General features: G+C 37.0%; 26 protein-coding genes. 24 read left to right on the top strand and 2 right to left on the bottom strand.

Annotated features, from left to right (window positions below; all coding sequences use genetic code 11):
- Positions 1-22: 22 nt before the first annotated feature.
- The 24 genes from rpsS to rplQ all read left to right on the top strand — a co-directional run bounded on the left by rpsS (position 23) and on the right by rplQ (position 11,613).
- Complete coding sequence (rpsS, locus tag HMPREF9144_RS08735; protein ID WP_004362533.1) at positions 23-289, top strand: 30S ribosomal protein S19; 267 nt, start codon at positions 23-25, stop codon at positions 287-289.
- 31 nt (positions 290-320) lie between these two features.
- Entirely contained in the window at positions 321-734 is a 414-nt protein-coding gene (gene rplV, locus HMPREF9144_RS08730; protein ID WP_006045605.1) for a 50S ribosomal protein L22, read from the top strand.
- 4 nt (positions 735-738) lie between these two features.
- Positions 739-1,467 carry a 30S ribosomal protein S3 gene (gene rpsC / locus HMPREF9144_RS08725; RefSeq protein WP_006045604.1) on the top strand — a complete coding sequence of 243 codons (729 nt, stop codon included), beginning with the start codon at positions 739-741 and terminating at the stop codon, positions 1,465-1,467.
- A gap of 14 nt (positions 1,468-1,481) precedes the next feature.
- On the top strand, positions 1,482-1,910 hold the full coding sequence (rplP, locus tag HMPREF9144_RS08720; protein WP_004357794.1) for a 50S ribosomal protein L16: 429 nt from the start codon (positions 1,482-1,484) through the stop codon (positions 1,908-1,910).
- A 5-nt stretch (positions 1,911-1,915) separates the two neighbouring features.
- A complete protein-coding gene (gene rpmC, locus HMPREF9144_RS08715) occupies positions 1,916-2,113 on the top strand; it encodes a 50S ribosomal protein L29 (protein ID WP_006045603.1) in 198 nt (65 codons plus the stop codon).
- An 8-nt stretch (positions 2,114-2,121) separates the two neighbouring features.
- Positions 2,122-2,379: a 30S ribosomal protein S17 gene (rpsQ, locus tag HMPREF9144_RS08710; protein ID WP_006045602.1), complete on the top strand. Its 258-nt coding sequence runs from the start codon at positions 2,122-2,124 to the stop codon at positions 2,377-2,379.
- Between the two features lie 2 nt (positions 2,380-2,381).
- Positions 2,382-2,747 (top strand): 50S ribosomal protein L14, encoded by a 366-nt coding sequence (gene rplN / locus HMPREF9144_RS08705; protein ID WP_006045601.1) that lies wholly within the window; start codon positions 2,382-2,384, stop codon positions 2,745-2,747.
- Between the two features lie 20 nt (positions 2,748-2,767).
- Positions 2,768-3,085 (top strand): 50S ribosomal protein L24, encoded by a 318-nt coding sequence (gene rplX / locus HMPREF9144_RS08700; protein WP_006045600.1) that lies wholly within the window; start codon positions 2,768-2,770, stop codon positions 3,083-3,085.
- Entirely contained in the window at positions 3,085-3,639 is a 555-nt protein-coding gene (rplE, locus tag HMPREF9144_RS08695; RefSeq protein ID WP_006045599.1) for a 50S ribosomal protein L5, read from the top strand. Before rplX ends, rplE begins: the two co-directional genes overlap by 1 nt.
- Positions 3,640-3,644: 5 nt before the next feature.
- Entirely contained in the window at positions 3,645-3,947 is a 303-nt protein-coding gene (gene rpsN / locus HMPREF9144_RS08690; protein WP_006045598.1) for a 30S ribosomal protein S14, read from the top strand.
- 101 nt (positions 3,948-4,048) lie between these two features.
- The gene (gene rpsH / locus HMPREF9144_RS08685; RefSeq protein WP_006045597.1) at positions 4,049-4,444 is read left to right on the top strand and encodes a 30S ribosomal protein S8; all 396 of its coding nucleotides are present in this window, start codon (positions 4,049-4,051) and stop codon (positions 4,442-4,444) included.
- Between the two features lie 14 nt (positions 4,445-4,458).
- The gene (gene rplF / locus HMPREF9144_RS08680; RefSeq protein WP_040595432.1) at positions 4,459-5,025 is read left to right on the top strand and encodes a 50S ribosomal protein L6; all 567 of its coding nucleotides are present in this window, start codon (positions 4,459-4,461) and stop codon (positions 5,023-5,025) included.
- A gap of 21 nt (positions 5,026-5,046) precedes the next feature.
- Positions 5,047-5,391 carry a 50S ribosomal protein L18 gene (gene rplR, locus HMPREF9144_RS08675; RefSeq protein ID WP_006045595.1) on the top strand — a complete coding sequence of 115 codons (345 nt, stop codon included), beginning with the start codon at positions 5,047-5,049 and terminating at the stop codon, positions 5,389-5,391.
- Positions 5,392-5,397: 6 nt separating this feature from the next.
- Positions 5,398-5,910, top strand: coding sequence for a 30S ribosomal protein S5 (rpsE, locus tag HMPREF9144_RS08670; RefSeq protein ID WP_006045594.1), 513 nt, complete (start codon positions 5,398-5,400; stop codon positions 5,908-5,910).
- Between the two features lie 16 nt (positions 5,911-5,926).
- The gene (rpmD, locus tag HMPREF9144_RS08665; protein WP_006045593.1) at positions 5,927-6,103 is read left to right on the top strand and encodes a 50S ribosomal protein L30; all 177 of its coding nucleotides are present in this window, start codon (positions 5,927-5,929) and stop codon (positions 6,101-6,103) included.
- 24 nt (positions 6,104-6,127) lie between these two features.
- A complete protein-coding gene (gene rplO, locus HMPREF9144_RS08660) occupies positions 6,128-6,574 on the top strand; it encodes a 50S ribosomal protein L15 (protein ID WP_006045592.1) in 447 nt (148 codons plus the stop codon).
- Positions 6,575-6,578: 4 nt separating this feature from the next.
- Positions 6,579-7,919: a preprotein translocase subunit SecY gene (gene secY / locus HMPREF9144_RS08655; protein ID WP_006045591.1), complete on the top strand. Its 1,341-nt coding sequence runs from the start codon at positions 6,579-6,581 to the stop codon at positions 7,917-7,919.
- Between the two features lie 176 nt (positions 7,920-8,095).
- On the top strand, positions 8,096-8,314 hold the full coding sequence (gene infA, locus HMPREF9144_RS08650; protein WP_004352768.1) for a translation initiation factor IF-1: 219 nt from the start codon (positions 8,096-8,098) through the stop codon (positions 8,312-8,314).
- 12 nt (positions 8,315-8,326) lie between these two features.
- On the top strand, positions 8,327-8,443 hold the full coding sequence (gene rpmJ / locus HMPREF9144_RS12940; protein ID WP_004335771.1) for a 50S ribosomal protein L36: 117 nt from the start codon (positions 8,327-8,329) through the stop codon (positions 8,441-8,443).
- Positions 8,444-8,532: 89 nt separating this feature from the next.
- Positions 8,533-8,913: a 30S ribosomal protein S13 gene (gene rpsM, locus HMPREF9144_RS08645; protein ID WP_006045590.1), complete on the top strand. Its 381-nt coding sequence runs from the start codon at positions 8,533-8,535 to the stop codon at positions 8,911-8,913.
- 76 nt (positions 8,914-8,989) lie between these two features.
- Entirely contained in the window at positions 8,990-9,379 is a 390-nt protein-coding gene (gene rpsK, locus HMPREF9144_RS08640) for a 30S ribosomal protein S11 (protein WP_006045589.1), read from the top strand.
- Between the two features lie 38 nt (positions 9,380-9,417).
- The gene (gene rpsD / locus HMPREF9144_RS08635; RefSeq protein ID WP_006045588.1) at positions 9,418-10,026 is read left to right on the top strand and encodes a 30S ribosomal protein S4; all 609 of its coding nucleotides are present in this window, start codon (positions 9,418-9,420) and stop codon (positions 10,024-10,026) included.
- A 14-nt stretch (positions 10,027-10,040) separates the two neighbouring features.
- Positions 10,041-11,039, top strand: coding sequence for a DNA-directed RNA polymerase subunit alpha (locus HMPREF9144_RS08630; RefSeq protein ID WP_006045587.1), 999 nt, complete (start codon positions 10,041-10,043; stop codon positions 11,037-11,039).
- 76 nt (positions 11,040-11,115) lie between these two features.
- On the top strand, positions 11,116-11,613 hold the full coding sequence (gene rplQ / locus HMPREF9144_RS08625) for a 50S ribosomal protein L17 (RefSeq protein WP_006045586.1): 498 nt from the start codon (positions 11,116-11,118) through the stop codon (positions 11,611-11,613).
- An 81-nt stretch (positions 11,614-11,694) separates the two neighbouring features.
- Here rplQ and HMPREF9144_RS08620 read toward each other — a convergent pair whose 3' ends face one another.
- Both HMPREF9144_RS08620 and HMPREF9144_RS08615 read right to left on the bottom strand, forming a co-directional pair.
- Positions 11,695-12,081: a hypothetical protein gene (locus tag HMPREF9144_RS08620; protein ID WP_006045585.1), complete on the bottom strand. Its 387-nt coding sequence runs from the start codon at positions 12,079-12,081 to the stop codon at positions 11,695-11,697.
- Positions 12,082-12,122: 41 nt separating this feature from the next.
- Positions 12,123-12,424, bottom strand: a 302-nt coding sequence (locus HMPREF9144_RS08615) for a YtxH domain-containing protein (RefSeq protein WP_006045584.1), incomplete at its 5' end; no start/stop codon positions are given.

The following is a 12,424-nucleotide window of genomic DNA, read 5'->3' as shown; positions in this document are numbered from 1 at the left end:
ACAACGTAATTAAGAGTAAATTATGAGTCGTTCATTAAAAAAAGGTCCATATATAAACGTATCACTTGAGAAGAAAATTCTTGCAATGAATGAAAGTGGTAAAAAGAATGTTGTAAAAACTTGGGCCAGAGCATCAATGATTTCCCCTGAATTTGTGGGACACACTGTTGCAGTTCATAACGGAAATAAATTTATCCCTGTTTACATTACTGAGAATATGGTTGGACATAAGCTCGGAGAGTTTAGCCCCACAAGACGCTTTGGAGGTCATTCTGGTAATAGGAAATAACAGGTTATAACCCTTAGAAAAGAAATATATAATGGGAGCAAGAAAACATATAAAGGCAGAAGAACGTAAGCAAGCTCTTCGAAGCCAATATTTTGCAAAGCTCAAGGATTGTCCTTCTTCTCCACGGAAAATGCGTTATGTCGTTGATATGGTTCGTGGTATGGAGGTAAATCGTGCCTTGGGTGTATTAAGATTCTCTAAAAAAGCTGCTGCGCAGAATGTAGAGAAACTTTTGCGCTCAGCTATTGCAAATTGGGAAATAAAAAACGATCGCAAAGTTGAAGGCGATGAACTCTATATCTCGAAGATCTTCGTTGATGAAGGTGTTACAATGAAACGTATGCGCCCAGCACCTCAAGGACGCGGTTACCGAATCCGTAAACGTTCAAACCATGTTACGCTTTTCGTTGATTCAAAGGTCAATGCTAATAATATAAATAAATAGTAGAATGGGACAGAAAGTTAATCCAATAAGCAACCGTTTAGGCATTATTCGCGGTTGGGACTCAAATTGGTTTGGGGGTAAAAATTTTGGAGACAATCTCTTAGAAGATAAAAAAATCAGAACCTATTTGAATAAACGTCTCGAAAAAGCAAGTGTTTCTCGTATCGTAATCGAACGAACATTGAAGCTTGTTACTATCACTATTTGTACAGCTCGCCCTGGATTGGTGATTGGAAAGGGTGGTCAGGACGTTGACAAACTTAAAGAGGAATTAAAAAATCTTTTTAAGAAAGAAATTCAAATAAATATCTTTGAAGTTAGAAAGCCTGAGCTAGATGCAAATATTGTCGGTATGAATATAGCACGCCAAGTAGAAGGAAAGGTTGCGTACCGCCGAGCAATAAAGATGGCTATTGCGAATACTATGCGCGCTGGTGCTGAAGGTATTAAAATTCAAATTACAGGTCGTCTGAATGGTGCTGAAATGGCACGTAAAGAGATGTTTAAAGAGGGACGAACTCCACTTCATACATTCCGCGCAGATATCGATTATTGCCAAACAGAGGCACTTACAAAAGTAGGACTGTTAGGAATTAAGGTATGGATTTGCCGTGGAGAAATTTATGACAAGGTAGATTTGACTCCTAATTTTAATCAGGAAAAGAGTAACGGACGTCCTAATAATAATGTACGTTCTGGACGTGGTAATCGCAGAAGAAACAATAACCGTTAAAAGAGAGAGTTATCATGTTACAACCAAAAAGAGTAAAATATAGAAGACCTCAAGATGGACGTGGAAATAAAGGAAACGCACATAGAGGTACACAGTTAGCTTTTGGTTCCTTTGGTATCAAGACGCTTGAGCCAAAGTGGATTGACAGCCGACAGATAGAGGCAGCTCGTATAGCAGTGAATCGTTATATGAATCGTCAAGGTCAAGTCTGGATTAGAATATTTCCTGATAAACCTATTACCCGGAAACCTGCTGATGTGCGTATGGGTAAAGGTAAGGGAGATCCTGCAGGTTGGGTTGCACCAGTTACTCCAGGACGCATCCTCTTTGAAGTAGAAGGTGTTAGTTTTGATATTGCTAAAGAGGCACTTCGCCTTGCGGCACAGAAACTACCAGTAAAGACAAAGTTTGTTGTTAGACGTGATTACGATAAAAACGCTTAAAAAAGATGAAGATAGCAGAAGTAAAACAGCTTGATACCAACGAATTGGTAGAAAAAATAGAAAACGCTGAAACAGCTCTTGATAAAATGAAGCTGAATCATCAGGTTACTCCTCTTGAAAGTCCATCTCAAATTAAGATTGCTCGTCGTGATATTGCACGTATGAAGACTGAACTTCGTCAAAGAGAACTTAATAATAAATAGTAGTTCAGATGGAAACAAGAAATTTAAGAAAAGTAAGACAGGGTGTTGTTATAAGTAATAAGATGGATAAGACCGTCGTTATTGCTGCAAAATTCAAGGAAAAGCATCCTATATATGGTAAATTTGTTCAGAAGACAAAGAAATACCATGTTCATGACGAAAAGAATGAGGCTAATATTGGAGATACAGTTTCAATTATGGAGACTCGTCCTTTGAGTAGAACAAAAAGATGGAGATTAGTTCAAATAGTAGAAAAAGCTAAGTAATTATGATACAGACAGAATCAAAACTTACAGTATGTGATAACAGCGGAGCACGTGAAGCAAAGTGTATTCGTGTACTTGGTGGTACACGTCGACGTTATGCAAGTGTTGGTGACGTTATCGTAGTTGCGGTGCAGAATGTTATACCATCAAGTGATATTAAGAAAGGTGCAGTATCAAAGGCGCTGATTGTGCGTACTAAAAAGGAAATTAGACGTGCTGATGGCTCATATATACGTTTCGATGATAATGCTTGTGTATTACTTAACAATGCTGGTGAACTTCGTGGAAGCCGTATCTTCGGACCTGTCGCTCGTGAGCTTCGTTCAGTAAATATGAAAGTTGTTTCTTTAGCACCTGAAGTTCTTTAATAGATTAAACGAAAAACAAAATGGCAAAATTCCATATCAAAAGAGATGACCAAGTAATTGTACTTGCAGGCTCTGATAAAGGTAAAAGTGGTAAGGTGCTCAAAGTTCTCGTTGACAAAGGACGTGTGTTAGTTGACGGCATCAACCTAGTTTCAAAGAGTACAAAACCATCTGCGGCGAATCCACAAGGTGGTATCGTCAAAAAAGAAGCACCTATTCATATTTCAAATGTTAGTCTTATTGATCCTGTAACAGGGCGACCAACACGTATAAAGATTAAACGTGACGGAAAGACTATTACACGTATAGCAAAAAAGTCAGGGGAGGTAATTAAATAATGAATACAGCTGCATTAAAAAAAGAATATAAAGAACAGATTGCTCCTACTCTCCAAAAGCAATTTAATTACACTTCAGCAATGCAGATTCCTGTATTGAAGAAGATTGTTATTAATCAAGGTTTAGGCGATGCAACTCAAGATAAAAAGATTATTGAAGTAGCAATTAATGAGATTACAGCTATAACAGGTCAAAAGGCAGTTGCAACTTATTCAAAGAAAGATATCGCAAATTTTAAACTTCGTAAAAAAATGCCTATTGGCGTTATGGTAACATTACGTCGAGAGAGAATGTATGAATTTTTAGAGAAACTGGTGCGAGTATCTTTGCCTCGTATTCGGGACTTTAAAGGTATTGATAGCAAGTTTGATGGGCGTGGAAATTATACGTTAGGTATAACTGAACAGATAATTTTCCCTGAAATAAATATTGATCAAGTTGATCGTATTCAAGGCTTGAATATAACTTTTGTGACATCTGCCCAGACTGATGAAGAAGGTTACGCTCTCTTAAAAGCTTTCGGGCTACCATTCAAAAATGCTAAAAATGATTAAGTAATATGGCAAAAGAATCAATGAAAGCTCGCGAAGTAAAACGCGCGAAATTGGTAGCTCGTTATGCAGAAAAACGGGCCGCTTTGAAAAAGATAATAGCTACAGCTACGGATCCTGCAGAGGCTTATGATGCTGCAAGAAAATTGCAAGAGATTCCTAAGAATGCAAATCCTATTCGGTTGCATAATCGCTGTAAGATAACAGGCCGACCTAAAGGTTATATTCGCCACTTTGGTATCTCTCGTATTCAATTTCGTGAGATGGCATCTCAAGGATTGATACCTGGAGTAAAGAAGGCAAGTTGGTAAGACCCTATTTTAACGAGTGAGTATTATTTGATACTTATCGTGTAATATTAAGTATTTTTTAATATTGTCGGGAAAGCCCCGATTAATTAAATTTTTTATTTATGACAGACCCAATAGCAGATTATCTGACACGACTCAGAAATGCGATTATGGCACATCATCGCATTGTTGAGGTTCCTGCATCTAATTTAAAGAAGTCTATCACAAAGATTCTCTTTGAAAAGGGATACATTCTGAACTATAAGTTCGTTGAGGATGGACCGCAAGGTACTATTAAGATCGCTTTAAAGTACGATCCAGTAACAAAACAAAACGCTATCAAAAGTTTAAAACGCGTTTCTTCACCAGGTCTTCGCCAGTATACTGGTTATAAAGACATGCCGAGAGTTATTAATGGACTTGGAATTGCTATAATTTCTACGTCTAAAGGTGTAATGACAAATAAAGAAGCTACTACTGAAAAAATAGGTGGTGAGGTTCTTTGTTATATTTATTAATTGGAGGATTTGATATGTCAAGAATCGGAAAATTACCAATTAGTATTCCTGCTGGAGTATCTATCTCACAGAAGGATAATGTTGTTACAGTAAAAGGACCTAAAGGTGAATTGTCTCAATATGTGCATCCATCAATTAAGATGAATATTGAGAATTCTTTAGTCACTTTTGAGATTGATGCGAACCATATAGAAAATAGTAAGCAAAAGCAAGCATATCATGGGCTTTATCGCTCGCTCGTAAATAATATGGTAGTAGGAGTTAGTGAAGGTTATACAAAGACACTTGAATTAGTTGGTGTTGGATATCGTGTTTCAAATCAAGGAAACTTAGTTGAATTTACGCTTGGTTATACGCACCCTATATTCTTACAACTCCCGAAAGAAGTGAAAGTTGAGACAAAAAGTGAACGTAATCAGAATCCAGTTATCACTATTGAAACAGCTGATAAGCAATTGTTAGGTCTTATTTGTGCTAAGATTCGTTCTTTCCGTAAGCCTGAGCCATATAAAGGTAAAGGTATATTGTTCAAAGGCGAAGTTGTTCGTAGAAAATCTGGTAAATCAGCTGCCGCTAAGTAATTTTAATAATTCATTGCGATTATGACAACAAAGAAAGAACAAAGAAGATTGAAAATAAAATACCACATTCGTAAGAGTGTGAATGGAACTGCGGAACGTCCACGTTTAAGTGTTTTTCGTAGTAACAAACAAATATATGCACAGGTTATTAATGATTTAACGGGAACTACACTTGTTGTTGCTTCTTCTACAGGTTTTGAAAAAATGACCAAAATAGAACAAGCAAAGAAAGTTGGTGTGCTGATTGCTGAAAAAGCAACAGCTGCAGGTATTCAGCAAGTAGTATTTGACCGTAATGGTTATCTTTATCATGGACGCGTACAGGCATTAGCTGAAGGTGCTCGTGAAGGAGGACTTAAATTCTAAACGATTATGGTAATGAATAAAGTAAAAGTAAATAGTGACGTGGAACTAAAAGATCGCTTGGTTGCAATTAATCGTGTAACCAAGGTAACTAAAGGTGGACGTACATTCACATTTGCAGCTATCGTTGTAGTCGGCGATGGTAAAGGCGTAATCGGTTGGGGGCTTGGCAAAGCTGGTGAAGTAACAGCAGCTATTCAAAAAGGTACTGATGCTGCCAAGAAAAATCTTGTGAAGGTTTCTGTTTTAAAAGGAACTGTTCCTCACGAGGTTGAAACTCGTTATAGTGGTGCGCAAGTATTACTTAAGCCAGCAGCAGCAGGTACTGGTCTAAAGGCGGGTGGTGCTATGCGTGCTGTATTGGAGAGTGCAGGTATTACCGATGTTATTGCAAAGTCTAAAGGATCATCTAATCCTCATAATCTTGTGAAGGCAACAATAGCAGCGCTTGCTGAAATGCGCGATGCTTATACAGTTGCAGGAGAGCGAGGAATTAGTATGAATAAAGTTTTTAATGGTTAATATAGGAGAGTAAAATATGGCAACAATAAAAGTTAAGCAAATTAAGAGCCGCATTAATGCTCCTAAAGATCAGAAGGCTACTTTGTTGGCTCTAGGGCTTCGTAAAATTTCACAAGTAGTAGAAGTAGAGGATACTCCCAGTATTCGTGGAATGATTCGAAAAGTGCATCATTTGGTATCATTAATTGATTAATAAATCCTTTAAAGAAACTAAGGTATGAAATTAAATAATTTGAAACCCGCAATGGGATCAACCCAGTCACGTCGTAGAATTGGTCGTGGAACAGGATCTGGACTTGGCGGAACTTCTACTCGTGGTCATAAGGGTGCAAAATCTCGTTCTGGTTACAAGAAAAAGATTGGCTTTGAAGGTGGTCAAATGCCACTTCAACGCCGTGTTCCGAAAGGTGGTTTCAAGAATATCAATCACAAGGAATATTTTGTAGTTAATTTGTCAACTCTTCAAGAACTTGCAGAGAAAAAGAATCTGACTAAGATTGGTTTAACTGAGCTTATTGAAGCTGGTCTGACAAATGGAAAAGTGCTTGTTAAGATTCTTGGAAATGGAGAATTGAAAACGAAGGTAGATGTTGAAGCAAATTCCTTCTCTAAAACTGCCGAGACAGCTATTAAGGCAGTTGGTGGTAACACAACTATAATCTAAGTAAATGAAAAAGTTTATTGAGACACTGAAGAACTGTTGGAAAATCGAGGATTTGCGTAAGCGACTCCTCGTGACCATCTTGTTCACGGCCATTTACCGTTTTGGCTCGTTTATTGTACTTCCTGGAATTAATCCCAGTTTATTGGAAAAGCTCCAGTCGCAAACAGCTGGCGGTCTAATGTCATTGTTGGATATGTTCTCTGGTGGTGCATTTTCTAAGGCTTCTATTTTTGCTTTAGGAATTATGCCTTATATCTCAGCTTCAATTGTAATGCAGCTTTTGGCGGTTGCAGTACCATATTTCCAAAAGATGCAGAGAGATGGTGAGAGTGGTCATAAGAAGATAAATTGGTATACGCGAGTGTTAACAATTTTTATATTGTTCTTTCAAGCCCCTGCGTATCTCTTTAATTTGAAGACGCAAGCAGCTGGAGCTTTGGCTACAGGTGTCAATTGGACGCTCTTCATAGTATCTGCCTCAATAATCTTGGCTGCCGGGTCTATGTTTATTTTATGGCTCGGTGAGCGCATTACAGATAAAGGAGTTGGGAATGGCGTTTCTATCATTATTATGGTGGGTATTATAGCTCGTCTTCCACAAGCTTTCTTTCAAGAAGTTAGTAGTCGTTTCACGGCAATTACAAGTGGTGGTCTTGTGATGTTTATAGTTGAGATAATCATCCTATATTTGGTTGTTTGTGCGGCGATTCTTCTTACACAAGGAACACGTAAGATTCCTGTGCAATATGCGAAGAAGGTTGTTGGAAATAAACAATATGGTGGAGCGCGTCAATATATTCCTTTAAAGTTGTTTGCTGCTAACGTTATGCCTATCATCTTTGCTCAGGCTTTGATGTTTATTCCTTTAGCATTCGTTCAATATTCTACCGATAGTGCTAGTCCAATCTTTCAGTCTCTTATGAATACAAAGAGTCTTTTGTATAATTCAATATATGTAATTCTTATAATTGCATTTACATATTTTTATACTGCAATCACTCTTAATCCAACTCAGATGGCTGAGGATATGAAGCGTAATAATGGATTTATACCAGGAGTTAAACCAGGTAAGAATACTGCTGAATATATTGATTCTGTAATGAGTCGTTTGACTGGTCCAGGGTCTGTATTTATCGCTTTCATTGCGATTATGCCAGCATTGGCTGGACTATTGAATGTACAAGATTCGTTTGGTCAATTTTTTGGTGGAACATCATTGCTTATTCTTGTTGGTGTAGTTATTGATACACTGCAGCAAATAGAATCTCATCTAATGATGCGACACTATGATGGACTATTGAATTCAGGTCATACACGTGGTAATAATACAGTCTCTGCATATTAAATCCTCCTTTAGGTGAAAATTTTTGAAGGATGAAACATTAGAATAAAAAGGGTAATCATTTATATTATGGTGTCTTTCTATGTGTATTTTGATTGCCCTGATTAATTTTATTAATATGTAATACTGATAGTGTAGATTTATAATAGAATATTCATCATTAAGACTGTGTTTAAAATATGGCGAAGCAAACTGCTATAGAACAAGATGGGACAATCTTAGAGGCTCTCTCTAATGCAATGTTCCGAGTAGAGTTAGAGAATGGGGTTGATATTACTGCACACATCTCAGGTAAAATGAGAATGCACTATATTAAGATACTTCCTGGGGACAAAGTGAAGGTCGAGATGAGTCCATATGATTTAACTAAAGGCAGAATAGTTTTCAGATATAAATAATAAAGCATAAAAATGAAGACAAGAGCATCATTGAAGAAGCGTACAGCTGACTGTAAGATTGTTCGTCGAAAGGGTCGCTTGTTTGTTATTAACAAGAAGAATCCTAAGTTCAAATTACGTCAGGGTTAAAGTTAAAAAAAACAAAACTCATTGTTACCTGATATAAAATGGGTAACTTTGCGAATTATTGTGAATAAAAGTTTAATTAATTACAATCAATGGCAATAAGAATTGTTGGAGTAGATTTGCCCCAAGAAAAGCGTGGCGAAATCGCATTGACCTATATATATGGTATAGGTCGAAGTAGTTCAGCAAAGATATTGGATAAAGCAGGCATTAGCCGTGACCTTAAGGTAAGTGAATGGTCTGACGACCAAGCTGCTAAGATCCGTGAAATTATCAGCGCTGAATTTAAAGTAGAAGGTGATCTCCGTTCAGAGATACAGATGAATATCAAGCGTCTCATGGATATAGGTTGCTATCGTGGAGTTAGACATCGTAATGGTCTTCCTGTTCGTGGTCAGAGTACAAAGAATAATGCTCGCACTCGTAAGGGAAAGAAGAAGACTGTTGCTAATAAGAAAAAAGCTACTAAATAAAATTTAGTTATGAGTCGTGAGTTATGGTCCTATTTAGATTGTAACTTACTTACTTAAAGCTTAGACTAAAAAAGTTATGGCAAAGAAAACAGCAACATCAAAGAAGAGAAATGTGCGAGTTGATGCGCTTGGTCAACTCCATGTACATAGTTCATTCAATAACATTATTGTATCCTTGACAAATAATGAAGGTCAGGTTATTTCATGGTCTTCAGCTGGTAAGATGGGATTCCGTGGCTCGAAGAAAAACACTCCTTATGCTGCGCAGATGGCAGCAGAAGATTGTGCTAAAGTAGCATTCGACCTCGGTTTACGCAAAGTAAAAGCGTATGTAAAAGGACCAGGTAATGGTCGTGAGAGTGCAATTCGTGCAGTCAATACTGTTGGTATTCAAGTTACAGAGATTGTCGATGTAACTCCATTGCCACATAATGGTTGCCGTCCTCCTAAACGTCGTCGCGTATAATCACATCTTTTTAACAATTTAAAGAATTAAATTAAATTATGGCAAGATACATAGGTCCAAAATCTAGAATCGCACGCCGCTTTGGTGAGCCAATCTTCGGTGCAGATAAGGTGTTAGCTAAGAGAAATTTTCCTCCTGGGCAGCACGGCAATAATCGTCGCCGTAAGGTTTCTGAATACGGTGCTCAGTTAGCAGAAAAACAAAAGGCTAAATATACATACGGAGTTTTGGAACGTCAGTTCCGTAATCTTTTTGATCGTGCTGCTAAAGCAAGTGGGATTACAGGTGAAGTTCTTTTGCAGAGCCTTGAAAGCCGTCTTGATAATGTAGTTTATCGTCTTGGTCTTGCACCAACACGTGCTGCAGCTCGTCAATTGGTGAGTCATAAACACATCGTTGTAAACGGTAGTGTTGTTAATATTGCTTCTTATGCAGTAAAGCCTGGAGATATAGTCGGCGTTCGTGAACGTGCAAAGTCTCTAGAAGTAATTGAAGCAGCTTTAGCAGGTTTCAATCACAGTAAATATCCTTGGATTGAATGGGATGAGAATAGCAAGAGTGGCAAATTCCTTCACCAACCAGATCGTGCGGATATTCCCGAAAATATTAAAGAGCAGTTAATCGTTGAGTTGTACTCTAAACAATAAAAATCATTAAATTAATGGCGATATTAGCATTTCAAAAACCTGATAAAGTCGTGATGTTGGAGGCTAATGACAAATTCGGTAAGTTCGAATTTCGTCCTCTTGAGCCAGGCTATGGAATTACAATAGGTAACTCTTTGCGTCGCATCCTTCTTTCGTCATTAGAAGGTTATGCTATTAACACTATTCGTATAGCGGGTGTTGAGCATGAATTTTCTACAGTTCCTGGCGTAAAGGAAGATGTTACTAACATCATTTTGAATCTCAAACAAGTTCGATTCAAGCAAGTAGTAGAAGAATTCGAGAATGAGAAAGTTAGTATCACTGTAGAGAATTCTACTGAATTCAAAGCTGGTGATATTGGTAAGTATCTGACTGGATTTGAAGTGTTAAATCCTGATTTGGTGATTTGTCATTTAGATTCAAAGGCTTCAATGCAGATAGATTTAACAATCAATAAGGGGCGTGGTTACGTTTCTGCTGATGAAAATCGTGAGTTCTGCACTGATGTAAATGTACTCCCAATCGATTCAATCTACACCCCAATACGTAATGTGAAATATGCAGTTGAGCCATATCGTGTTGAGCAAAAAACCGACTATGACAAACTGATTATTGAAGTTACAACAGATGGTTCTATTCACCCAAAAGATGCATTAAAAGAGGCTGCAAAGGTTCTCATCTATCACTTTATGTTATTCTCTGACGAAAAAATTATGTTAGAGAGCCCTGATCAAGAGGGGAATCAAGAGTTTGATGAGGAAGTGTTGCATATGCGTCAGTTGCTTAAGACAAAGTTAACTGATTCATCGCTGAATTTAAGTGTTCGAGCACTGAATTGTTTAAAGGCAGCAGATGTAGAAACACTTGGCGATTTAGTTCAATACAATAAGACAGATCTTTTGAAGTTCCGCAACTTTGGTAAGAAATCGCTTTCTGAGCTTGATGATTTGCTCGAGAGTCTGAATCTAACGTTTGGAACCGATATTACAAAGTACAAATTGGATCGCGAATAAATTTACTGTACGACATAGATCCTAAGCCGGTTTTGTCCACAGAAATTCATTTTGGTCCTCAATAAGAAAATTTAAAATGAGACATAATAAGAAATTCAACCATTTGGGTCGTACTGCTAGTCATCGTAGTGCTATGCTTTCTAATATGGCAGTATCTTTGATTAAGCACAAAAGAATCACTACGACCCTTGCAAAGGCTAAAGCTTTAAAGAAGTTTGTTGAGCCTTTAATTACACGTTCTAAGAATGATTCTACAAATTCACGTCGTGTTGTATTCCGTTATTTACAAGACAAAGAAGCTGTAAGCGAATTGTTCAAAGAAATTTCTGTTAAGATTGGTGATCGTCCAGGCGGTTATACTCGTGTGATTAAACTCGGTTTCCGTAAAGGTGATGCAGCTCCTATAGCTTTTATAGAGTTGGTTGATTATGATGAGAATATGGCTAAGGCGCCTAAAGCAGAAGTTAAGAAGACACGCCGTAGCCGTCGTTCTACAAAAAAGGTTGAGACAGAAAATCCTTCAATTGAAGCACCTTCAACAGAAGAGCCTTCAGAAGAAGGAAAGACTGAATAATCTTTGTAGATTATATCTTTATAATAAAATTGAGGGTGTATCAATTTTGACACACCCTCTTTTATTATATTTTTAAAAAAACTATCTTTTTGCGTTAGCAGTCCATATTTTTCCATCCATAGTATAAAGGATGTTCAATGTAGAAGCGTTGATTCTAATAAATGTTACACCTTCTTTAAAATCAATGTTGACTAAAGTGTGATCACCTTCTTTTTTGAATTTAACTCCTTTAAGATTAGGAATTCCATCTGAGAATCTAAAATAGTAACTGCCTCCTGCTTTAACAACAGTTACAGAACCATTATCAGCAGCTTTATGTACGTTTCCATCTAAATAAGTGATTCTACCTTTGTATGTACCTACAAAAATATCGTTATCTGCTGGGTCATCATTCTTACTACAAGAAACAAAAGAAATAGCTACTATGAATAGAGAAATTATAGTGACTAATTTGAGATTTCTTTTCATACTTTTAAAATTTAAAATGATTGATTAAATGCTTGGCTCTATTACTTTTTAGCCATTTTCTTCAAAGCTTCCAATTTTTTTTCTAATAAATCAATTAGGTCTTCAGATTTATCATCTGACTCTGATAAAAGCTTGTCTACCTTCTCTTCTAAAGAACTTTCAACTTCTAATGATTTATCACGCATATTTTTGGTAAGGTGTTCTAATTGTTCCTTTAATTCATCAACCTTATCGCTTATAGTATCTTTAATTTTTTTACGAGTGTTTTCTCCTTTATCTATGGCAAATAGAACACCTAATCCTATTCCTATTGTTGTTCCTACTGTTAATCCGCATAATGTGT

Source organism: Prevotella pallens ATCC 700821 (assembly GCF_000220255.1).
Taxonomy (GTDB): Bacteria; Bacteroidota; Bacteroidia; order Bacteroidales; family Bacteroidaceae; genus Prevotella; species Prevotella pallens.
The sequence above is the reverse complement of the archived record's forward strand: the minus strand, read 5'-3'. Positions and strand labels throughout refer to the sequence as shown.